Source organism: Paenibacillus sp. Y568, from assembly GCF_059445545.1.
Map to the genome: position 1 here is coordinate 19,357 of NZ_JCAIUM010000031.1, position 20,827 is coordinate 40,183.

Genomic DNA, 20,827 nt, shown 5'->3' on the forward strand with positions numbered 1-20,827 from the left:
AGAAATAGGGATGTTTAAGGGATTCTATTGTGGAAATAATTGTATTGTGTTGATCGTCTTATTTCTCTCGAAATTTCTTCTCTGGTATGGTATTATAATACCCTGATACCGTGGTAGCGGACTAAAGCGTTAATAAATTTTAGTTATTGTGGAGGGGTCAACATGAGAAGAATCACCGTATTTGCCGCCCTATGTGCAATAATTGTGGTGACTTTGGTAGGATGTTCATCGAGTAAGGATACGAATTCATTGGTGATTGGAATAGATGACAAGTTTGCACCCATGGGATTCAGAGATGATAATAATGAACTTACAGGGTTCGATATTGATTATGCAAAGGCTACGGCTGCGAAGATGGGGAAAGAAGTTAAGTTCCAACCTATTGACTGGTCATCGAAAGAGTCTGAGCTTATGAGTGGTCGAATTGATTTGATCTGGAATGGATATACGATCACAGATGATCGGAAGGAAAAAGTATTATTCACCAAACCATACCTTGAGAATAGTCAGGTAGTTGTCGTGCTTGAGAAATCAAATATATCTAAGATAGATGACTTAGCGGGTAAAGTTATCGGACTACAGACACTTTCCTCTGCATCGGATGCGTTAAATGCGAATCCTGTGAAGGATACCGTTAAGGAAGTAACTGAATTCTCGGATAATGTACTTGCATTAAGCGATTTAAAGGTAGGGCGTCTTGATGCCGTTGTTATTGACGAAGTCGTAGCGAAATATTATATGTCAAAAGAAAAAGGCTACAAACTTTTAGATGAAGCCCTTGCTCCTGAACAATATGGCATTGGTGTGAAAAAGGGTAACGAGGAGTTACTAAAGAGTGTACAAGGAGCATTGGATGAATTGATTGCAGATGGTACTGCAGCTCAAATATCTACGAAGTGGTTCGGAGAAGATAAAGTTCTGAAATAATGAGTTCCACAAACAGTTTCTATAATCATGTAGAAAACCGGAAGGATTCACTATTCCGGTTTTTCTTTACTTAGGAGTCGAATAAGCAATGAGTATGGATTATTTAATAAGTATTACTAAGCCTATGTTAGAAGGGGCAGAGACAACGATTATGTTGTTCTTAATCGCGATTGTGTTATCGATGCCATTGGGATTCCTCATTACACTGATGGCTAAGAGTCGTATTAAGCCAGTCGTATGGATCGCACATAGTTATGTATATGTAATGAGGGGAACACCATTATTATTACAATTACTTTTCTTTTGTTTTGGCCTTCCAATTCTTCCTGTAGTCGGAGAATACTTAGTTATAGATCGATTCGCTGCAGCGTGTTTTGCGTTTACTTTGAATTATGCAGCTTATTTCGCAGAAATTTTCCGTGGAGGACTACTCTCGATTGATAAGGGTCAGCATGAAGCAGCACAGGTCCTTGGTCTGAGTAAATGGCAGACGATGACAAAAGTGATCGTTCCACAGATGATACGAGTTGCGCTTCCTTCTGTGGCCAATGAGTCAATCACCCTAGTTAAAGATACAGCGCTTCTGTATGCTGTTGCCGTGCCTGAATTATTGTATTTTGCAAAGACAGCGGTGAATAGAGATTTCTCAATTACGCCCTTTTTCGTAGCAGCAGTGATCTATCTATTGATGACGATGGTGCTAACACTCTTCTTCAAGATGATCGAGAAGAGATATAAATATGAATAAAAGGACTGTAGGAAGATGATGAGTATGATAGAAGTAACGAATTTAAAAAAGTCTTTTGGAAAATTAGATGTTCTTAAAAAAGTAACGTTCTCTGTTAATCAGGGAGAGGTAGTCGCTGTTATTGGACCCTCAGGTTCAGGCAAGAGTACGATGTTACGAAGCCTGGTTTATCTAGAAGATGTTACTGGTGGGAGTGTTCATATTCAAGGCGAACCTCTTGTTGAAGAGGGTGAATATCCAAGTGTAGCGAAGATTAAGAGTGTTACGTCCCGAATGGGTATGGTGTTTCAGAACTTCAATCTATTTCCTCATTTAACTGTCCAGGCGAACTTAGAGTTAGCTCCGAAATCTTTGAAGAAGTACGATGCGGTTGAAATTAGACGGAGAAGTACGGAGCTGTTGGAAAAGGTAGGGCTTGCAGATAAGGCGAAGGCGTTGCCTGCAAATCTATCGGGTGGACAGAAGCAACGGGTAGCTATCGCGAGAGCTTTGATGATGAATCCTGAAATTCTATTGTTCGATGAGCCTACTTCAGCCCTTGATCCGGAACTGACAGGTGAGGTATTACGCGTAATCAAGCAACTAGCGGAGGAGAATATGACAATGATTATCGTAACACACGAGATGAGCTTTGCTCGCGATGTGGCGGATCGGGTTATTTTTATGGATAACGGAGAGATTGCTGAAATGGGAACACCTGAGGAGCTCTTTGGTAACCCTAAGTTGGACCGAACTAAGGCATTCTTAAGTCGCGTAGAAGATTGAGTTATAATAGTGTTTAAAGGAATTTATGGTATGTTCATATAAGGATAATTAGTGAAATGCATAAAGAAAGGGCGATGATCGGGTTGATAAAAGCACTGATTTTTGATTTTGACGGTACCATTATTGATACTGAAACAGCATGGTATGTAGCTTTTCAGGAGGCTTATCTTGAACATGGCGTAGAACTGACACGTGAAATGTATTCCCAGTGTATTGGGACGGACCTTAATATATTTGATCCATATGAATATTTAATAACGGAGAAGAACATCCCTCTTGAACGTGATTCATTCCGAAGCGCAATTCATCTTCGTCATACGCAACTTATGGAACTTGAGCAAATTCGTCCAGGCGTTCTTGAATATCTTAATGCAGCTAAAGAAGCGGGACTACGAATTGGGCTAGCATCTAGCTCATCCTTGAATTGGGTTGAGAAATATTTAGATCAATTACATATTCGAGAATATTTCGAATGTATTCGGACTTCTGATCATGTAACCCATGTGAAGCCGGATCCTGAATTATATATACAGGCGTTGGAATGTCTACAAGTTAAACCGGACGAAGCAATTGCAATAGAGGATTCGCTGAATGGCGCAAAAGCCGCTAGGGCTGCTGGTATGCATTGTGTGGTTACCCCAAATGAAATAACTCGGTTAATGGAGTTTGATTCTGGGTATCACAGAGTAAATAGTCTCGACGAGTTGGATTTCGTACAGCTTGTTAACGATATATTTGTAAGTAAGAGTTCGGAATAATACACCAAAGTGGAATGATGAATGAGTTAAGAACATGGATGAGTTAAGATGAACAGAAGTAAGGATTGTAATTTAAATGGAAAAGAGAACTAGCCCCCCGGTTCATTATAGAATCGGTGGGGCTTGTTTCTTGTTCATAGTTAGAGTCTCTTACGTTTATATAAGGTAATAAATGCACCTGCAAGGAGAAGAATAACAAGTGTAATACCAACAGTGATAGCTTCTTTAACAGTACCTTGTGGCTGAGTACTTTGTTCGCCGAAGCCACCAAAGCCTCCACCCATACCACCAGGACCACCGCCCATACCACCACGTCCACCACCAACTCCATCAGGTCTTTCACCACCCATGCCTCCACCCATTCCCATAAAGTCAGGCATATCTTCGGGAATAACGCCTTCTTTTAAAGAGGCTAGTACATCTTCCGGGATCATCGCTTGCATATCCTCTGGAATGTTGGCTAAAATTTCGGTTGCCGTAAGATTTCCAGTTTGAGCATCCTGCTCATCAGTAGGGGGAGTTTGCCCCGCTTGAGCATTTTGCCCCTCGATAGGAGGAGTCTGTCCGGCTTGAGCATTCTGCCCCTCAGTAGGAGGAGTCTGTCCCGCTTGAGCATCCTGCCCCTCAGTAGGAGGAGTCTGTCCCGCTTGAGCATTCTGCCCACCAATAGGAGGAGTCTGTCCCGCTTGAGCATTCTGCCCACCAGTAGGAGGAGTCTGTCCTGCTTGAGCATTCTGCCCACCAGTAGGAGGAGTCTGTCCCGCTTGGGCGGTTACTTCAGTAGAACTGGCTTTTTTATTGCCGCCAGCCATAGCTGGTATATCGCCACCGCCACCACCGCGCATGTCGCCGCCCATACCACCACGACCCATGCCGCCACCGCTTCCTGATCCATCGCCTGAGGATGCAATGGTGTCAGCAAGTTGTTGATCAATATGGCTAACTTGCGTGTCATTGATGGTTAGGAGCTTAGATACTCCAGCTTGATATTCTTCGTACGTATAGAAGGAACTTGGATCTTCCTTCACGTAGGGAGAAATCATAGCAGATACTTCCTCAACCCGTTGCTTAAATGTGGCGGAGGACAAGTAACCTTCTGTCGAGTTCTGAATAATATTGTGATACATTTCTTTGTACTCTTCGACCGCAAGAAGTTTGGCAACAAGAGGTCTTTCAGCCAGTGTTCCTTGCGTTGGTTCATCGATTAATAGATTCGAGCTTGCTCCTAATCCTCCAAACGCCATATTATAGTCCCATGGGAGAATAGAGAATACACCATCATCTTCATACAAATAATAGTTCTGTTTATTTCCTCCAATGTAGCTGTCAGTATTGTTCGTCAGCACTTGAAGAGCAATGTATTTTAGAACTTCTTCTACATCCAAATATTTGGCATAATCTGTACCGTTATTCAACTCGTCCAACATATCAATAAGAATATCATCGTTGGATTTTTCGGACTTCTGAGCGAGTCCAGTGTAGGACGAAATTTTGTCATCAATCCATTGAAGGTCGCTACCCGTGCCTGTCATTTCTCCTTTGTATAAAGCTCCATAGGAGTTTCCAAAGTTCGACTCAAGATACTGATCATCTACTTGTTGAACAGCGAGATAGAATCCATATAATTCATTATTCACATAGACATTCACAAACGAAAACCCAGGCGTAGGAAGTCCCATTTGATCTGCAAGTTCATAGGTTAGGAATTCTCTCATATAAGCTGCGTCACTGTAGCCGTTATTTAAGTTTATTTTGCTGATCCCTAAGAGAGTCTGGCTGGATAAATACTCGTCAAATGAAAGCTTTAAGCTATATCGATCTGAATCATCCATACTGACTACACTGCGTAAACTTAGATTTCCTTTCGTTCGAACACCTACATTGTCATAATGCATGCCGTTGTAATCGACAGATGCGGTTTTAATTTCTTCGGCAGAAGCGTTATCCATCATACTTTGAAAGTCGTCTTTATCAATCGTGATTTTCACATCTACTACTTTATCCTTAGGAAATACTTTCGTAGCTATTTCTTCATCCGTCTTCGAGGTCTTCGATGTTTCAGTAGTACTTGATACCTCAGAACTAGTTGTAGTAGATTGAGTAGCCTCACATCCTACCATGGCTATAATGGTGACGATGGAACAGATGCATAGAAGAAGCTTCATCATTTTTGCTTTCATCTTATAAACACCTTCCCATCATTAAGATACATAGTCGCCGCTGTAGCTAATAAGGACGGCATTCTTAACTCCGCCAATACTAGAAAGTTCATTAACAAAACTACCCTCTTTGTCATTCAGGCGAATTTCTAATGTAATTTCAATATTGCCATTCGTTACCGTTTTTTGTTTCACATTAAATCGTTTAACGGATGTATTTAGTTTCTTATGAACCTCAAGCTCACTTGAATCTCCGTCACAGTTCACTACTAGTAAATAAGGAGTTTCAACTGATGAACTTTTGATAAAGAAGAACATAACTAGTCCCACAATAATGGAACCAATTGCGGCTAGAGTAAAGAATCCAGCACCAGATACGATACCTGCAGCAGCTGCCCAGAATAAGAAGATTAGATCAGTTGGGTCTTTGATAGGTGTTCTGAAACGGACAATGGAGAGTGCCCCAACCATACCGAGTGATAATACTAAATTAGAATTAATAGCTATGATGACCATCGAGGTTACCATCGTCATTCCGATCAGAGAGACGTTGAAACTTTTGGAATATAGAACACCACTGAATACTCGTTTATAAAGAAGATAGATAAAGAATCCAATTACGAATGAAATCGCCATAGTAATAATTATTTTGGAAATACTAATGTCGGATACAAAGTTCTCTGTCACCGAGTTTTTTATAATATCTGTAAAATTAGTTGATGCATCCGTCGCTGGTGTAGCGGCTGCCGCAGTTGTTGTAGCACTCATATTTAATAATCCTCCCAAGAATTCATTTTTAAAAATTTACGACACATGACATATTTCGAAGCTGATTGTCTAGTTAAACCTTCAAGCTGTAAAGCGATTCTGATATATTCCGGAATGTATTCATCGTATTTCACTTCGAATATAATCAAATTGTTATCAATCGCACTTACACAATGTAAGTTTGAATCAAACATATCGACGGAATGAAGTCCAGTTCGAAGTTCTTTATCAAATGTAATGCGAACATTTCCATTTGGGCATACATAGGGCTCCCGAACATAATCCACAATAACCTTGGCACGCAGTAAGTTATTCTTCATTTCATCATGTAACTCAGTGAGAAGCGGTTGGGTAGAATGACTTAGCACATGATAATTGCCAGCTATCAATTCATCGGCGACATCTCTAGTTATTGGTTCTTTTAATTTAGCGATATAATCTCTAAATTTGATTTTTTTCTCGAAATGAATAACCTTATCATCTTTATTGTAAATACGAATTCGGTACTTTGCGCGGTCTCTTACTCCGCCCAGTTTCTCATGTAGAGCTGTGTTGCTAACATCATCAAAGTACAGGCTCCGAATAGCATATTCCCCGGTAGGTCCAACATTCTTATCTTGTTCCATCAAGTTTTGTAGTCGTTGACGAATAATCTGATACTGATGTTGGTTGATGAAAAACTTGAGTTCATTTCTAAATTTTAGATTCATAAAACATATAACACCTCTTCTCTTCGTTGGCTTTGAATATATATTGTATCTTCTTAACCTGATTTTTCTCTGAGTGTAAACTGAATGTAAACTGAAAATTTTAGATTGTCTTAACAAAATAGTAGACTTTCTAGCTGAATTGACTTCTTAAGTCCTGGAGCGGTATCGTTATAGGCAATTAGCATAGCTAATCATGATTGGAATGGAGGAATACAATGAATTTGCGGAAAGAGTTCATCTGGTTCGGATTGATCGTTCTTATTATTTTGATTATAGTAGTCGCAACAGAATGGTTGAAGACAGGACAGTCTGAGAAGCCGAAGTCCTTAGTTACGACAATGAAACACTCTGCGCTAACGACTCGGGCATTTACTTGGTATACAGAAGGCACTAATGTGGCAACCGTCTTACAGCTAGTTAAGGGTGCAGATATGAACTTTGATGGACAAGATGTAATTACGGTTAACGGAACGTCTTCAACAATGGATGTTGAAAAATCTAAGGAACAAGGTGTTCATAAAGCTGAAGCCATAGGGCTTGAACCAGGAACAACGTATACGTATCGTGTAGGCAGTGGTAAGGATAAGGAATGGAGTACACCCGCAGGATTCACAACCGAATCTGAGAATATGGATGAATTTACTTTCATTAATGTGACCGATTCGCAAGGTGTAACAGAAGCAGATTTTGAAATATGGGGTAGAACATTAAATAAAGCATTCGAGCAATTTCCTAAGGCACAGTTCATCGTACATAATGGTGATCTGACAGAAGAACCTGAGGATGAATTGGCATGGGATCATTTTTTTAGTAAATCTGCAAACTGGTTGACACAAGTACCTTTCATGCCTGTTACTGGAAATCATGATGAAGTGGACGGTGTAGCAGACAGATATATATCGCATTTCAACCTACCGGATAATGGAGTGGAGAGTTCAACAGAAGGAACAACGTATTCTTTCGATTATGGATCTGTGCATGTTATCGTCTTAAATACAGAGTCTAACGTTAAAAAACAAACTAAGTGGTTAGAGAAGGATCTTGCAAATACGGATAAACCTTGGAAGATTGTAGCTCTTCATAGAGGAGCTTATGGAGGTAACACATACGGTAAAATTGAGGACTGGGTAACTGTCTTCGATAAATACGCGGTTGATCTTGTATTGCAGGGCCATAATCATGAATATGCCCGATCGTTCCCTCTAAGAGATGGAGAAATAGTTGGTAATGGTGGGAATATCGTGAATAATCGTGAAGGTACGGTATATGTCGTTACGAACACCGCGGGACAGAAGTTCAATGAGAAGAAAGATGATCAATTCTATCATCAGGTCCATTTTCAAAATATGAAGCAGATGTTCGCGGGTGTTACCATTCAAGACCATACCTTAACTTTTCAAGCTTATGATGTAGATGGAGAGAAGTTGGACGAGTTTGTTATACAGCATTAAAAGTGACCTTAATAAACTAACAAACCAGAAGATGAACGATCTTCTGGTTATTTAAGTTGACAACAATGGACAATGTAAATATTATGTAATTTAACATACATCTAATTAGATAATCATTAAATTAGTTGGGAAGAGGTTAATCTATGCAACTTGATAAGATCGTCGCCTATCATAAAGCGCTAGCCGATGCAACAAGGATTAAGATTCTGATCATTCTTGCTGATGGCGAGCGTAATGGACAGGTATTAGCTGAGAAACTTCATGTTACTCCCGCTACCATTACTCATCACGCGACAAAGTTACGTGAAGCAAGTCTGATCAATGAGCGACGTGACAAAAACACGATCTATTTTTCATTAAATGACTATTTTATTCACAATCATGCAACTGCCATCGTAGATTTGATCTACAGAAATACAGGTACTTCTGTTGAGAAAGGAGTAAGAGAACCTATGAACGATTTACAAAAGAAATTACAAGAATCGGTTATAAATAACTTTTTTACGGTGGAAGGGAAATTAAAACAGATACCCGCTCAACTTAAGAAGAAATTGATTATTCTAGAACACTTAGTCAGTCAATTGGAAAGCGGTAGAAAGTACACAGAGAAGGAAATTAATAACTTCATCAAACATGCTCATGAAGATTTTGCCACGATTCGGAGAGAATTTATTATGCATCAATTCATGTATAGGGAGAATGAAATCTATGAATTAAATCCAAGGGAATTATGGGCAAGATGGGATACTCTATAGTAAGATGAATACAATGACATACAAATCTAAATGAAATGGGAGAGAAACAATGACACAACCTCAGTCTCCACTAGTAAAATTATTGAACTTAGAACCACATGTAGAAGGTGGTTGGTGCAAGGAATTATGGAAAGCATCGTATGAAATTCCTAAGGATGTATTAGGTCCGCAATACTCTGGTGCTCGCGCTGCTGCGAGTTCTATCTACTTCTTACTCCACCCGGGTGAAGTCTCCGCATGGCATGTCGTATTATCCGATGAATTGTGGTTGTACCATTCTGGCGGTCCGATCGAATTGACACTAGGTGGAACGGCTGAGAACCCTGAAGCGGGAGAGAAGATCATCCTGGGTATGGATATTGAGAATGGGCAAGTTCCTCAGGCATTAGTACCCGCTAATGTATGGCAGACCTCTGTGGCAATCGGAGATGAGCCTGCGTTTGTGACTTGTGTTGTTGCTCCAGCTTTTCACTATGATGATTTCAAGCTTATTGACTCATCTAAATAGATTGATCTAAATTTTCTCTATCGAAGTAGGAGGCCCAAGTCCTTCAATTTCAAATGGTATTTGGAAAGAGCCTACATGTTAGATTGTGGCCACTGAAAAAGCCCGCATAATGTGTAGGATGCCGCTACGATGACGGAATAGCCTTACGATCGCTGTTACATCTGATTTCTTGATTGGATATCGCTTGAAGCGGTTGGAATCAGCGGGCAAGCCTATACTTTCGAAGTAGCATTCCTATGGAAAGCTTGTAGGCGAACACTAACGCTTCTTCAGGACAATTCCGTCATCTTCGCTACGTCGATATAGTATTCTAAGTTTTCTGCAAGTATGGATTTTGGTTTCAAGACATCTTTTTCACAATCTATTTGTGCGAAAGATGTCTCTTTTTCGTATAATAAAGATATTAAATTCAGGTGGTGTTCTCATTGATTACAAACCAACCATTCTAATCAAAGGAGCGATCAACCATGGAATTATATTTTAAAGATAATTTTTTCAATTCAGGGATCTCAGATATCATGAATCATGATGGAGACGTAGTAGGCAGTATGGACTTGAAATCTGCCTTTGGTTCTTCTCTTGACGTATTTGGATATAAAGGACAGATTGTGTGTACTGGAAAGTTCCGTTTATTCTCAAATAGATGGATCGTATCCGATGAAAGAGAAGGGCAGTTAGGTGTATTACGAAGACGAATGAGTTTCCTTGAGAAAAAGTATGAATATGATGCAGGAAATCGTGGAGTATTTGAGATTACATCGCCCGCATTCTCGAAAGAATATAGTATACAGAATAGTTATGGCGGGACCGTAGCTTCTTTTGCTAAAATAAATAGTTGGTTACAAACAGGAGCCTTTCGGTTGCTAAATGAGTCTAAGGATTTAGATAGTTATGAACTAGTAGTGGTTGTTATGGGCGTATATGAGATACAGAAGAGGGATGATTGACAGAGTGCAGGTTGAACATCAAGGTAAACAGATTGGATTGATTATATATGTGTGTAAGGAGGAATAGTTATTATGGAACGAGAAAACTTGCCTATAGGGGTCTTTTTCGATGTGGATGATACAATATATGATCATTTGGATCCGCTTCGATATGCATTACAACATGAGCTTGTGTTAGACGATGATTTCCCATATGAAGCTGTGTACCATCGGGTAAGATATTACAGTGATCTCTTAACGGAGCAGAATAGGGAAGTCAATACTGAACAAGGTATGGATGTTATGGCAGAAATGAGGAGAAGGCGTTATATCCTCGCACTTGAAGAGTTTGGTATTTCAATTAGTCGTGAACAAGCAGAGAATATACAGGCGCAGTATTTAGGGAAGCAGTTTGAGATTAAACCTTTTGCTGGGGCCGTTGAATTAATTAAACGTTTGCAGGCGGATGGTGTTGTAGTGGGATTAATCACGAATGGACCACAAGAGCATCAGATGGCCAAAATACGATCATTATCTCTTGAAAACATCATAGCAGCGGATCATATTTTCGTATCAGGCGGTGTGGGTATTGATAAGCCAGATGCAAGATTATTTGATCATGTGAATAAGGTCACAGGTACGACGGCTAATCGATGTTATTATATCGGAGATTCTTGGCGTAATGATGTCATGGGAGCATTAAATGCAGGGTGGACGATGATCTGGTTTAACCATAGGCATATTCAACCAGAATCAGAACATGTTCCTCATTATACTGTGGATTGTTACGAAGAGATTTCTCGGATATTGATAAAATAAATACAAAAGGAATCGCTGCTGTCATGAGCTGGATTCCTTTTGTGTTTATGTTGAAGTTGTGTACGTCTCTGTTGTAGCGTAGGCATGATCTTGACGGTGGGATTGACACCTAGCCAAGATCCTCGTAGTAACTCTGGATTGACTTTACCTTGTTTCTCGAGTTTCTGTCTTATTTTTTTGGCTTTACTTGTTGACATGATGATGTTCCTCCTTAGAATTGAATCTCATTCTATTATACGTTCTATTTTCATTTTGGCTAGACCCTATATTTTTGATTAATTGGATGTAAAAAGGTAGTGATTCATATTAAACATGGACACTAGGATAATCAACTGATACACTGTTTAGTGATAATCATTATCAATATTGAAATGCATTAATACTAAAGCTATATATAGATAGAAGAGGGAAACAGTATGTCAAAATCTATAACTGAAAAGAAACAATCTTCAAACACACCCATTCGTACACGCCCTAGAATGGCAACCTTCGTGCTCATAGCAGGCATAATTGTTCTGATTCTAGGATTGTTACTATCGATTTCGGTGGGTGCAGTCACGATTCCGCTTCATACGGTATGGGAGGCTATCTTTCATTACAATTCGAGTAATTCAGATCACACGATTATTCATGAATTACGTATTCCAAGGGCCTTGGCAGACGTCTTAGTTGGAGCTGGATTTGCCGTTGCGGGGGCTATGATGCAAGGAATGACGAGGAACCCTATGGCAGATTCGGGACTTCTAGGTCTGAATGCAGGTGCTATTTTTATGGTGTCCGTTTGTTTTGCCTTTTTTCCGGGAATTTCTTTCAATTGGACGATCTTGTTATCTTTCGTTGGAGCAACTATGAGTGTGGTGCTAGTCTATGGTATAGGAGCTCTATCGCGAAAAAAAATGACACCAGTACGCTTAGTACTTGCTGGAGCTGCAGTTAGTGCATTGTTCACTGCTCTTAGTGAAGGTATAGCTATTTTTTCAAAATTGAGTCAGGATCTAGCCTTCTGGTTCTCTGGGGGAATGGTTGGTGTGAAGTGGTCACATTTAGAAATGATGACGCCATGGATTATTCTTGGATTGATCGGAGCGCTTCTTCTATCTCGTTCTATTACCATATTAAGCCTAGGAGATGACGTTGCTAAAGGTCTAGGACAACGAATGACGTTAGTTAAAATATTAGGAGCGCTTATCGTTCTTATCTTAGCTGGAGTATCTGTATCCGTTGCTGGGCCGATCGCCTTTGTAGGATTGGTGGTTCCCCACTTAGTACGATTCATGGTAGGTGTGGATTATCGATGGATTATTCCGTGTTCAGCGGTTGTTGGAGGACTACTCATAACGATCGCTGATATAGGTGCAAGAATGATTAATGCTCCATTCGAATCTCCTATTGGAGCTATATTCGCGATGATTGGTGTTCCGTTCTTTCTTTATGTGGCACGAAAGGAAGGGAGGAATCTCTCATGAGTATGCATAAGTTCATGCAGTCACAAGAAGTGAAGAAGAAGAAACACCGTTTAATGACAATGCTCGTACTCGCCATTCTCATTGTGATTACTTTTATCATTAGTATGAATACGGGTGTATCTAAATTATCACCGCTTGATGTGTTACATACCGTCTTTGGAACGGGGACAGATTATCAGGAGTTAATCTTATTCGAATTCAGGCTCCCAAGGATCATTATTTCAATTCTAGTAGGAGCGGGTCTTGCTGTATCGGGTTGTATACTGCAAGGGGTAACCCGTAACCCATTAGCTGATCCGGGACTACTCGGTATTACAATGGGAGCTGGATTAGCTGTAGTTATATTTATCTCTTTCTTCCCGATTAATGTCCAAGTGACATTTTGGATGCCGGTTGCAGCCTTCATTGGTGCAAGTATTACGGGGACAATTATTTATGTCTTAGCTTATAGTAAAAAGGACGGTCTGATTCCCGTTCGCCTCGTTCTAGTGGGTCTTGCCGTTTCAGCAGGTCTTAGTGCTCTTCTAACGATGTTGTCGCTTCGACTTAGCAACAACAATTACGATATGATTGCGGTCTGGCTGGTAGGAAGAATATGGGGAAGTAGTTGGGAGTTCGTCCTGGTATTGTTGCCGTGGCTCATTATTCTTCTTCCTTATGTGTTCTATAAGGCTAGAGTGTTAGATGTTCTAAATCTGGGTGACAAGCTTGCTGTTGGTCTAGGTGTACCTGTTGAGAAAGAACGTCTTAAGCTACTCGCTGTGGCCGTGGCATTAGCAGCTTCGTGTGTATCCGTTAGTGGAGGCATCGCCTTTGTTGGGTTAATCGGTCCGCATCTTGCCCGGCGTATTATTGGCCCACAGCATAAGTATTTATTACCTGCTTCTGCCTTAGTGGGTGCCTTCATGCTTATTCTTGCGGATACGTTAGGAAGAGCCATACTACAACCGATAGAGATTCCAGCTGGCGTTGTGGTGGCGGTGATCGGGGCCCCGTATTTTCTATATATGTTATCTAAACAGTAGAAGCTATCACAAAAAGGAGCTATTTCTCAAGTAGATTAATCTACTTGGGAGATAGCTCCTTTAATTGTGTAGGATATATTTAATTATATTATTTCGTAAGGAATTTTAAGGTATCATCCATGACTTGTTTGCCAGCGAGATAACCGCTGTATAACCAGCTACTCTTGGAATCTAACTCATAGATATGACCAGCTTTTACAGCAGGGAGATTCGTCCAGATGGAACTCTTTGTCGTATCATCTGCTTGCCCTTTATCACTGTTAAGAAGGAAGATATGATCTGCATCTAACTTCGCAAGCTTCTCAAGCGAGATAGGATTCCAAGTTGCTTTGCTAGCTTGAGGGATCTCCGTTACTAAATTAGGAGGACTCATACCCAAGTCAGCATACAAGACACTAGCACTAGATAATGTTTCATCCACTAAGAAGAATTGTTTTCCAGTCAGCCATAGAATAGCAGCAGATTCTTGATCGACAGATTCACTAAGTTTTGCTTTGGTATCGGCTACCTTTTGATCATAATCTTTAATGGATTGCTCAGCTATTTCAGACTTGCCTAGAATATCAGCGATGGTAGTGAGTGTTTTCTTCCAATCGGCAGCAACTTCGGTTCCTACAACGTATGTAGGAGCTATTTTGGCATATTGATCATACAAACCATTCTGCACGGAAGACTCATCTTTAATGATGATAAGATCAGGTGTGAAGCTTGCAACGGATTCAGGAGGTAAATCGTAGCTAATGGTAGGAACATCCTTTAACCCAGTCGCTAGATAATCCTGTATCCCGTTAGCTACGGACCATTGAGCTACAGGAGTAACTCCAAGCGTCACCAGATGATCTTCAAGATAGGAACCAATAATTCGTTGTGGGTTAGCTGGAATAACTACGGTATGTCCCATAGCATCGGTTACTGTTTTCTCAACTGGAGTTACAGGCTCACTACTTTTCGGTGTAGTATCTTCTGTAGTAGCTGGTGGAGTTACATTCGTTGTTGCTTCATTATTACCTCCACAAGCCGTCAACATGATAGCAGCAATTAACGTACTCATCAGAACTAATCCAAGTTTCCCTTTTGGTAAAATACTTTTCTTTAACATTCTTGTACCCCGCCTTTTATATATTTAATTGAATATGTAGATATGAAGGAAAGTGAAGATATCCCTATTTCTGATACTAGAATAATGATAATGATTATCATTGTCGAAGTCAATAGAAATGTAGCTAAAATAATGACAATAAAAAAACAGATATCTACTAGAGACATCTGTTTCTTTCAGGCTACGGGTTTATTCTTACGTATGGTTTGATTCAATACTTCGGATAGAACCAATCCAATGGCAATCGAACCCGAGAGCATGAAGGCTTGAACGGCGAAGTGAATCGCTTCATTATAATCATTTTGTACAAATCTACGCATCGCATCATAGGCTAGTCCACCGGGAACCAAGGGCATAATACCAGATACACTAAATATAATGACTGGCATTTTATAATATTTAGCAAATAATTGACTAATGACCCCAACGATGAAGGTAGCAACAAGCGTAGCAAGGATGGAGTCTACATGTTCAAGAAGGATAATATAAGCCATCCAACTGATCATACCCACTAAACCACACTGGATTAGCGAGCGCTTCGGGGCATTAAAGAGCATGGAAAAGGCTGCGATACCAATAAAACATGTTACTAATTGTTCAATCATAGAATGACCTCTTTCAATTTAAAAAATGGTGAAAACAACTGCAATACCGGTACCAATTGCAAAAGCGGTTAGAAATGCTTCTGCTCCTCTGGATATCCCTGATACAAGATGTCCCGCCATTAAATCACGTACTGCATTCGTAATGAGTAGACCAGGCACAAGCGGCATGACGGAACCTATAATAATTCGATCTATTGTTTGTCCAAATCCTTTAGAAGTTAAAAAGAATGCTACAACTCCAATAAGGAAAGACGCCATTAGTTCTGCAAAAAATTTAACCTTTACTAAACGATGCAAATAGACAAATGCAGAATACCCTATTCCCCCACAAATAATTCCTGGAATGAAATCGAGCCATACACCTTGATACATAATTGTAAAACAACCACTTGCTATCGCTGCTGCAATAATGCGATACCATATCGAGAAAGCATGAGGTTCTGCATCGATCTGGAGAAGAAGAGGCTTCGCTTCAGAAATAGTAATCTCGCCGGTACTGAGTTGTCTTGAGACACCATTCACAGCCATTACTTTATGAAGATCAGTGGTTCTTTCCACGATTCGAGCCATCTTTGCAGATTCATCACTATCTGCTTGAAATAAGATTCCAGTTGGTGTTACATAACTATGCGAGTTGGGGAACCCCGAAGAGGATGCAATACGAGCCATAGTATCTTCTACTCGATAGGTCTCTGCTCCGCTTTGGAGCATAATCTTGCCTGCTAGCAGGCAGACATCTACGACTTCTTGCGTCGGTTGTTTGAGCTTTGTTTCCAAGTCTAATCTTCTCCCTAGTTCTTATCATTTCTACAATGGTGGAACAAATATTCGCAAATACAGAGCCATTATAACATGTGGCTATTATAAGCGAAATACTTAGAATATAGTTGATGATTGTATTCTTATTTGACTGCTGAACTGAACGACATCATTGGCTGTTTGGCGATGAGGATTACTTTTATTAATAAATTAGTGAAATCCCTGAATTAGGAAAAAAGGGACTTTACAACACTGCATTCATAGTGTACTATTTAGCTATAACAGTGATACAACATAAATGAAAGGAGATACGCCAATTGTGAGTATTGAATTTGATAATAATATGCCGATTTATTTACAGATCATGAATTACATCAAGAGACAGATTGTAACAGGCACATTGAAGGCAGGAGACAAAATATTTTCGGTTCGTGAATTAGCAGCTGAATTACAGATTAACCCGAATACGATTCAACGCACCTTTCAGGAACTAGAGCGTGAAGAGATTGTTGAGACGAGACGTGGTCTCGGAAGATACGTAACAAGCGAGGAGTCCAAAATTATGGCGATTAAGAAAGAAATGGCGGGCGAGTTATTAGATCGATTTATACACGGTATGCAGGAGCTTGGATTTGCAGAGCAAGATATTGTAACTATTGTAACTGAGGCGATAACGGAAGCCCCCACGGCAAATCAAGAGAGAGGAGCAAATCATCGTGAGTAGTAACTTATTGCAAATGAACGGTGTTACTAAATATTATGGTTCTAAGCGTGCATTAGATGATGTATCTCTTGAAATCGGACCTGGGAAGATCGTAGGTCTTCTTGGAAGTAATGGCAGTGGTAAGAGTACGTTGATGAAGATGGTCTCTGGGTTGTTGCAGCCAACGAAAGGAACAGTAACGGTTGCGGGGATGCCTGTAGGATTGAAGAGTAAAGAATTAGTATCTTTCATGCCAGACCGACCTTTGACGGAGTCGTGGATGAAAGTACGAGATGCAATTGCTTACTTTCAAGATTTCTATGCCGATTTCGATAGTTCAAAAGCTCGGGAAATGCTGCAATTCATGAAGTTGAACGAAAGTGATCGTGTTAGCGTATTATCGAAGGGGATGAGTGAACGTCTACAACTCACGTTGGCATTATCACGTAATGCACGGCTATTCTTACTCGATGAACCCATTGGTGGCGTAGATCCGGTCGCTCGTGGCAAGATCTTAGATGCGATTGTAGAGTTCTACAATGAAGACAGTAGCATTATGATCTCTACACATCTTGTGCGTGATATTGAACGGATCTTTGATGAAGTCGTCTTTATCCGTGAAGGAGAGATTGTTATGCATGAAGAGGTAGAGAATATACGGATTAAATATGGTAAAAGTGTTGATGACATGTTTAAAGAGGTGTATGCAGAATGATGAAATTGTTGAAGTATGACTTCAAACGTAATGGAGCTAGGCTATTAGGTATTGGGGCGGTTCTAATCCTTGCACAGATATCGATGATGTTGTTTATTAATAATACGGAAATAAAACTAGTATTAAGTGCTCTAGCTTATGTTATCGCTGGCGTTATTCTGTTTACAACGACAATTCGTACCTATAGTTATAATCTCAAAGCTTATCATCGCAAGTTATTACCGGTTCATACGTTAAAATCTATTCTTTCACCGATTATCATGGGTGGTATATGTATGTTGATATTGAGTCTTGTTTTTACCATTCATGGCTTCGCATTTCTATCGACTGTAGGTAATCTAGAAGCAATTAAGGAACTATTTAGATTATATCCTACGGATGCGATCATGTCAGTATTAAGTGTGTTCTGGATGTTTGTTTATGTTGTAATTGTTATCTTCTTAGCGGTGACCATTACTACTAGTATTCGTAATAAGGGTAGCTTTTGGATCGGAATTGTGGCCTTTTTCCTAATCAAGAATGGGCTAGCTTGGATAGAGAATCGCCTCTTTGGAGAAGCTGGGTGGGGAATGTTTCGAATATTATTAGGTGAATCTGATGCTGTAGTGAATGGGATATCAACACAGGTTAATTATAGTCCCGTATATTTCTCATGGGAATTTATAGGTACATTCGTCTTTGAGTTAGGATGCTCTTTAGCCTTCTTATACATTATGGTGAAGCTCATAGACCGGAAAGTAGAAGCATAGGGTTAGAAGTATTACAGCTAGAAGTTTAGAAAAAAAAGAACCGGCCTCCCTCTTAACGCAGCATACTTGCGCATTGGCCGGTTCTATTTATTTAAATGCCGTTTTTACTTGGTTATACTGTAAATGCAGAGGTATTTTCTTTCAAGTGATTAGAAGCATCCTTTAATGTCTGGGTCAATTCAACTAATTGCTCCGAAATTTGATTCTGATCTTGGGATATATCATTAACATGTTCCATACGCGTGTTGACTTCAGAAGAAGAGGTAGATAATAGTTCTACTGAAGAGACAATATGATTCATACTGCTGGAAATCTCAGCAATCGCGACGGTTATTTCGCTAACTTGGTCAGCCAGAGTGGAACTTTGGGACTCTAGTTCATGGAATGTGGTGCTAGATTCTTCGGAAATCGCCTTAGTCTCCCGGATAACCTGTGAGAAGGCTCCCAGACTTTGACCGCATGAATTCATATTCGAGTGTATAAGTACTAAGTCTTTATTAATTTCCTCTGATAGTGATTTCGTATTCTCGGATAGTTTGCGGATCTCATCAGCTACAACAGCGAAACCTCTCCCATGCTCACCAGCTCTAGCTGCTTCTATCGATGCATTCAGAGATAATAGACTTGTCTGTGTATTCATATCTCGAATACCGGTAAGCGTCTGTTCAATATGATTATATCTCTCTGTCATTGTATCAAATACGGTCATTAACTGATCGAACTCTAGGCCAGTTCGATCCACTAATTCAACGACTTCATTCATACGACCTAACCCTAATTGCGAAGATACCTTCATGTTCTGCATGTTGCTATTAATATATTCACTAGATGCTGTGATTTGCTGTGAACTAGCAGATACTTGCTCCGTGACAGCGGATATCGATGTTGTCTCATTAAGTTGAGAGGAGAGTCCTTGAATGCTACTTTCAATCTCCATTCTTACGGAAAGAGAAGCGTTCTTATTATCTTGTGCAATGTTCTCCATACGTTGGGATTGTTCCAACACATTGTTGCTAACATCGATCGTAGATTGAATGGTATTCTGAAGATTAGCACCCATGACAGAAAGTGTCTGGTCAATCATTCCGAACTCATCTCCACGGTCTAAAGTGCTAACATAGGTAAAGTCGCCTTTCTGATAGGAAGCTATTCGTTTCATAATCCCTGCTAATCCCGAACGAACTTTAGTAAGAAAGCTCATAATCATCAAAAATGGGAGAACAATTAGGAGGAAGCTGTCAAGATACATGGCCAAATTGGCTTGGGCCACATTGGTACTTAGATTGGCCTGAATCTCTTTGATGACACCTGTAAATTTGGCATTCAACATGGTTCTACTCTCAGACAGTACAGATGTGTAGGTATTCAACAGATGCTGCTTTAATAAGCTTTTAGACATAGCTGATTGCTCTATTGTGATCTGAGGGTGTGCCTCCTCAAGCGTCGTATATACGCTATTTAGAATCTTAATATAATTTGAAAATTTAGCATCTGTCAGATTCAACGACTCATCGAAAGCTTTGAAGTGTACAGTTAAAGTCTCCAATTGTTTCGGAAGAGCAAGGATATCATCTTGTAAAGGATCTAGAAAGTCTCTATTTCCTGTCTCTAAGACATCAACCATCCATAATAAATCCCGCTGCATCGTTTCTACGACAGCAAGAAATTCTCGTTCTTGTTCAGACGCGGATTCTAATGAGGTAATCTCGCGTGCAACTGTCCGATTCTGAGTAATGATAGTGACTGCTGCTACAATACTTACTAGCATAATTAATACTAGCATCGTGATGAGTTGCTGAGTGATTTTTATATTTTGTAGAAAATGTCGTACTTTTTTAGATAGTGTCGGCATGATCTGCTCCCCTTTAAACTTTCTATCTATTTATTCTATCTATTTATTCTATCTATTTATTATCGGATGAAACCTATTTTCAGTTAGTGAAATTTTATTTGTTGAAATAAAACATAGAAAGTAAATGTATCTTAAATATACAAAAAAGGGTTGGCAGATCAAGGAATTACCTTGGCCTACCAACCCTTTTTGCTACTTTCTTTTCTTGTATCTTATCCGCGAAGTAGTGATTCTGCACCGTATATATAACACGGATGCGATATTGTGCAAGTTCAAGTGCGGCCATTTTCATAAATGCCACTTGAGCTACCTAGGTTGAGGCGTAAGTAGAGAATCCAACTCCTGAGAAAATACGGTTCCCATTTACGGAACTTGTGATAATAATACTTGTTCTATCATCTGAGGATTGAATATATCACATTCGTAGACAAAGGCCTGGTAGCAATAGGTAAGCCTTTGATGCGATCTCCAGCTTTTCCCCTGCTCCACACGGAGCGTGCTAGTTTCCCAGCACTCCGCGTTCCCTCTAACAGAATGTACTAGATCATAAGTTCCTCGTT

The 20,827-nt window shown here is 40.0% G+C and carries 23 protein-coding genes and 1 pseudogene; 14 read left to right on the forward strand and 10 right to left on the reverse strand.

Translation table 11 applies throughout. The features are described 5' to 3' along the window. Positions 1-162: 162 nt before the first annotated feature. The 4 genes from AC1D7X_RS25015 to AC1D7X_RS25030 all read left to right on the forward strand — a co-directional run bounded on the left by AC1D7X_RS25015 (position 163) and on the right by AC1D7X_RS25030 (position 3,198). Positions 163-927, forward strand: coding sequence for an amino acid ABC transporter substrate-binding protein (locus AC1D7X_RS25015; RefSeq protein ID WP_495476364.1), 765 nt, complete (start codon positions 163-165; stop codon positions 925-927). Between the two features lie 88 nt (positions 928-1,015). Further along, the gene (locus tag AC1D7X_RS25020; protein ID WP_495455328.1) at positions 1,016-1,675 is read left to right on the forward strand and encodes an amino acid ABC transporter permease; all 660 of its coding nucleotides are present in this window, start codon (positions 1,016-1,018) and stop codon (positions 1,673-1,675) included. A gap of 18 nt (positions 1,676-1,693) precedes the next feature. Further along, positions 1,694-2,440: an amino acid ABC transporter ATP-binding protein gene (locus AC1D7X_RS25025; protein WP_495476370.1), complete on the forward strand. Its 747-nt coding sequence runs from the start codon at positions 1,694-1,696 to the stop codon at positions 2,438-2,440. An 83-nt stretch (positions 2,441-2,523) separates the two neighbouring features. Beyond that, the gene (locus AC1D7X_RS25030; protein WP_495476371.1) at positions 2,524-3,198 is read left to right on the forward strand and encodes an HAD family hydrolase; all 675 of its coding nucleotides are present in this window, start codon (positions 2,524-2,526) and stop codon (positions 3,196-3,198) included. 140 nt (positions 3,199-3,338) lie between these two features. On the opposite strand, the gene AC1D7X_RS25035 is transcribed toward AC1D7X_RS25030, so the two are convergent. Genes AC1D7X_RS25035 through AC1D7X_RS25045 form a run of 3 tightly spaced genes read right to left on the reverse strand, consistent with a single transcriptional unit; the run spans position 3,339 to position 6,835 of the window. Then, positions 3,339-5,378, reverse strand: coding sequence for a CotH kinase family protein (locus AC1D7X_RS25035; RefSeq protein ID WP_495476365.1), 2,040 nt, complete (start codon positions 5,376-5,378; stop codon positions 3,339-3,341). Positions 5,379-5,399: 21 nt separating this feature from the next. Continuing rightward, positions 5,400-6,125 carry a DUF4956 domain-containing protein gene (locus AC1D7X_RS25040; protein WP_495455330.1) on the reverse strand — a complete coding sequence of 242 codons (726 nt, stop codon included), beginning with the start codon at positions 6,123-6,125 and terminating at the stop codon, positions 5,400-5,402. Positions 6,126-6,127: 2 nt separating this feature from the next. Next, positions 6,128-6,835: a polyphosphate polymerase domain-containing protein gene (locus AC1D7X_RS25045; RefSeq protein ID WP_495476366.1), complete on the reverse strand. Its 708-nt coding sequence runs from the start codon at positions 6,833-6,835 to the stop codon at positions 6,128-6,130. A gap of 215 nt (positions 6,836-7,050) precedes the next feature. Between AC1D7X_RS25045 and AC1D7X_RS25050 the strand changes: the two genes are divergently transcribed. The 5 genes from AC1D7X_RS25050 (at position 7,051) to AC1D7X_RS25070 (ending at position 11,294) form a co-directional block, all read left to right on the forward strand. Beyond that, positions 7,051-8,286, forward strand: coding sequence for a purple acid phosphatase family protein (locus AC1D7X_RS25050; RefSeq protein ID WP_495455332.1), 1,236 nt, complete (start codon positions 7,051-7,053; stop codon positions 8,284-8,286). 143 nt (positions 8,287-8,429) lie between these two features. Beyond that, positions 8,430-9,041 (forward strand): DUF2087 domain-containing protein, encoded by a 612-nt coding sequence (locus AC1D7X_RS25055; protein WP_495476367.1) that lies wholly within the window; start codon positions 8,430-8,432, stop codon positions 9,039-9,041. Positions 9,042-9,090: 49 nt separating this feature from the next. Next, positions 9,091-9,549, forward strand: a complete 459-nt coding sequence (locus tag AC1D7X_RS25060; RefSeq protein WP_495455334.1) for a cupin domain-containing protein — start codon at positions 9,091-9,093, stop codon at positions 9,547-9,549. A 467-nt stretch (positions 9,550-10,016) separates the two neighbouring features. Beyond that, positions 10,017-10,496 (forward strand): hypothetical protein, encoded by a 480-nt coding sequence (locus AC1D7X_RS25065; protein WP_495455335.1) that lies wholly within the window; start codon positions 10,017-10,019, stop codon positions 10,494-10,496. 72 nt (positions 10,497-10,568) lie between these two features. Beyond that, a complete protein-coding gene (locus tag AC1D7X_RS25070; protein ID WP_495455336.1) occupies positions 10,569-11,294 on the forward strand; it encodes an HAD family hydrolase in 726 nt (241 codons plus the stop codon). On the opposite strand, the gene brfA is transcribed toward AC1D7X_RS25070, so the two are convergent. Then, positions 11,261-11,491, reverse strand: coding sequence for a ribosome rescue factor BrfA (gene brfA / locus AC1D7X_RS25075; protein WP_495455337.1), 231 nt, complete (start codon positions 11,489-11,491; stop codon positions 11,261-11,263). The genes AC1D7X_RS25070 and brfA overlap by 34 nt on opposite strands. Before the next feature lie 219 nt (positions 11,492-11,710). Here brfA and AC1D7X_RS25080 point away from each other — a divergent pair, with 219 nt between their 5' ends. Together AC1D7X_RS25080 and AC1D7X_RS25085 are read left to right on the forward strand one after the other, a co-directional pair. Next, on the forward strand, positions 11,711-12,760 hold the full coding sequence (locus AC1D7X_RS25080) for a FecCD family ABC transporter permease (protein WP_495455338.1): 1,050 nt from the start codon (positions 11,711-11,713) through the stop codon (positions 12,758-12,760). A gap of 2 nt (positions 12,761-12,762) precedes the next feature. Then, positions 12,763-13,785 (forward strand): FecCD family ABC transporter permease, encoded by a 1,023-nt coding sequence (locus tag AC1D7X_RS25085; RefSeq protein WP_495455672.1) that lies wholly within the window; start codon positions 12,763-12,765, stop codon positions 13,783-13,785. Between the two features lie 88 nt (positions 13,786-13,873). On the opposite strand, the gene AC1D7X_RS25090 is transcribed toward AC1D7X_RS25085, so the two are convergent. The 3 genes from AC1D7X_RS25090 to AC1D7X_RS25100 all read right to left on the reverse strand — a co-directional run bounded on the left by AC1D7X_RS25090 (position 13,874) and on the right by AC1D7X_RS25100 (position 16,200). Then, positions 13,874-14,884, reverse strand: coding sequence for an ABC transporter substrate-binding protein (locus tag AC1D7X_RS25090; protein ID WP_495455339.1), 1,011 nt, complete (start codon positions 14,882-14,884; stop codon positions 13,874-13,876). Between the two features lie 176 nt (positions 14,885-15,060). Then, on the reverse strand, positions 15,061-15,489 hold the full coding sequence (locus AC1D7X_RS25095) for a threonine/serine exporter family protein (protein WP_495455340.1): 429 nt from the start codon (positions 15,487-15,489) through the stop codon (positions 15,061-15,063). An 18-nt stretch (positions 15,490-15,507) separates the two neighbouring features. Continuing rightward, entirely contained in the window at positions 15,508-16,200 is a 693-nt protein-coding gene (locus AC1D7X_RS25100; RefSeq protein WP_495455673.1) for a threonine/serine exporter family protein, read from the reverse strand. Positions 16,201-16,567: 367 nt separating this feature from the next. Here AC1D7X_RS25100 and AC1D7X_RS25105 point away from each other — a divergent pair, with 367 nt between their 5' ends. From AC1D7X_RS25105 to AC1D7X_RS25115, 3 genes are read left to right on the forward strand one after another with little or no spacing between them, the layout of a single operon-like run. After that, positions 16,568-16,972, forward strand: a complete 405-nt coding sequence (locus AC1D7X_RS25105) for a GntR family transcriptional regulator (protein WP_495455341.1) — start codon at positions 16,568-16,570, stop codon at positions 16,970-16,972. Between the two features lie 13 nt (positions 16,973-16,985). Then, complete coding sequence (locus AC1D7X_RS25110; RefSeq protein WP_495455674.1) at positions 16,986-17,666, forward strand: ABC transporter ATP-binding protein; 681 nt, start codon at positions 16,986-16,988, stop codon at positions 17,664-17,666. Continuing rightward, positions 17,663-18,415: a hypothetical protein gene (locus AC1D7X_RS25115; protein WP_495455342.1), complete on the forward strand. Its 753-nt coding sequence runs from the start codon at positions 17,663-17,665 to the stop codon at positions 18,413-18,415. Before AC1D7X_RS25110 ends, AC1D7X_RS25115 begins: the two co-directional genes overlap by 4 nt. A 112-nt stretch (positions 18,416-18,527) precedes the next feature. Here AC1D7X_RS25115 and AC1D7X_RS25120 read toward each other — a convergent pair whose 3' ends face one another. From AC1D7X_RS25120 to AC1D7X_RS25130, 3 genes and pseudogenes are all read right to left on the reverse strand, one after another. After that, entirely contained in the window at positions 18,528-20,267 is a 1,740-nt protein-coding gene (locus AC1D7X_RS25120) for a methyl-accepting chemotaxis protein (protein ID WP_495455343.1), read from the reverse strand. A gap of 247 nt (positions 20,268-20,514) precedes the next feature. Further along, positions 20,515-20,655: pseudogene (locus AC1D7X_RS25125) on the reverse strand (3-oxoacyl-[acyl-carrier-protein] reductase); the annotation flags it as partial. Beyond that, positions 20,631-20,827, reverse strand: a 197-nt coding sequence (locus tag AC1D7X_RS25130; protein WP_495476368.1) for a hypothetical protein, incomplete at its 5' end; no start/stop codon positions are given. The gene AC1D7X_RS25130 and the pseudogene AC1D7X_RS25125, both read right to left, overlap by 25 nt.

Coding starts and splice junctions, on each gene's coding strand:
- AC1D7X_RS25015 (WP_495476364.1), top strand. CDS start 163: ATGAGAAGAATCACCGTATTTGCCGCCCTATGTGCAATAATTGTGGTG.
- AC1D7X_RS25020 (WP_495455328.1), top strand. CDS start 1,016: ATGAGTATGGATTATTTAATAAGTATTACTAAGCCTATGTTAGAAGGG.
- AC1D7X_RS25025 (WP_495476370.1), top strand. CDS start 1,694: ATGAGTATGATAGAAGTAACGAATTTAAAAAAGTCTTTTGGAAAATTA.
- AC1D7X_RS25035 (WP_495476365.1), bottom strand. CDS start 5,378: ATGAAAGCAAAAATGATGAAGCTTCTTCTATGCATCTGTTCCATCGTC.
- AC1D7X_RS25040 (WP_495455330.1), bottom strand. CDS start 6,125: ATGAGTGCTACAACAACTGCGGCAGCCGCTACACCAGCGACGGATGCA.
- AC1D7X_RS25045 (WP_495476366.1), bottom strand. CDS start 6,835: ATGAATCTAAAATTTAGAAATGAACTCAAGTTTTTCATCAACCAACAT.
- AC1D7X_RS25050 (WP_495455332.1), top strand. CDS start 7,051: ATGAATTTGCGGAAAGAGTTCATCTGGTTCGGATTGATCGTTCTTATT.
- AC1D7X_RS25055 (WP_495476367.1), top strand. CDS start 8,430: ATGCAACTTGATAAGATCGTCGCCTATCATAAAGCGCTAGCCGATGCA.
- AC1D7X_RS25060 (WP_495455334.1), top strand. CDS start 9,091: ATGACACAACCTCAGTCTCCACTAGTAAAATTATTGAACTTAGAACCA.
- AC1D7X_RS25065 (WP_495455335.1), top strand. CDS start 10,017: ATGGAATTATATTTTAAAGATAATTTTTTCAATTCAGGGATCTCAGAT.
- AC1D7X_RS25070 (WP_495455336.1), top strand. CDS start 10,569: ATGGAACGAGAAAACTTGCCTATAGGGGTCTTTTTCGATGTGGATGAT.
- brfA (WP_495455337.1), bottom strand. CDS start 11,491: ATGTCAACAAGTAAAGCCAAAAAAATAAGACAGAAACTCGAGAAACAA.
- AC1D7X_RS25080 (WP_495455338.1), top strand. CDS start 11,711: ATGTCAAAATCTATAACTGAAAAGAAACAATCTTCAAACACACCCATT.
- AC1D7X_RS25085 (WP_495455672.1), top strand. CDS start 12,763: ATGCATAAGTTCATGCAGTCACAAGAAGTGAAGAAGAAGAAACACCGT.
- AC1D7X_RS25090 (WP_495455339.1), bottom strand. CDS start 14,884: ATGTTAAAGAAAAGTATTTTACCAAAAGGGAAACTTGGATTAGTTCTG.
- AC1D7X_RS25095 (WP_495455340.1), bottom strand. CDS start 15,489: ATGATTGAACAATTAGTAACATGTTTTATTGGTATCGCAGCCTTTTCC.
- AC1D7X_RS25100 (WP_495455673.1), bottom strand. CDS start 16,200: ATGCTCCAAAGCGGAGCAGAGACCTATCGAGTAGAAGATACTATGGCT.
- AC1D7X_RS25110 (WP_495455674.1), top strand. CDS start 16,986: ATGAACGGTGTTACTAAATATTATGGTTCTAAGCGTGCATTAGATGAT.
- AC1D7X_RS25115 (WP_495455342.1), top strand. CDS start 17,663: ATGATGAAATTGTTGAAGTATGACTTCAAACGTAATGGAGCTAGGCTA.
- AC1D7X_RS25120 (WP_495455343.1), bottom strand. CDS start 20,267: ATGCCGACACTATCTAAAAAAGTACGACATTTTCTACAAAATATAAAA.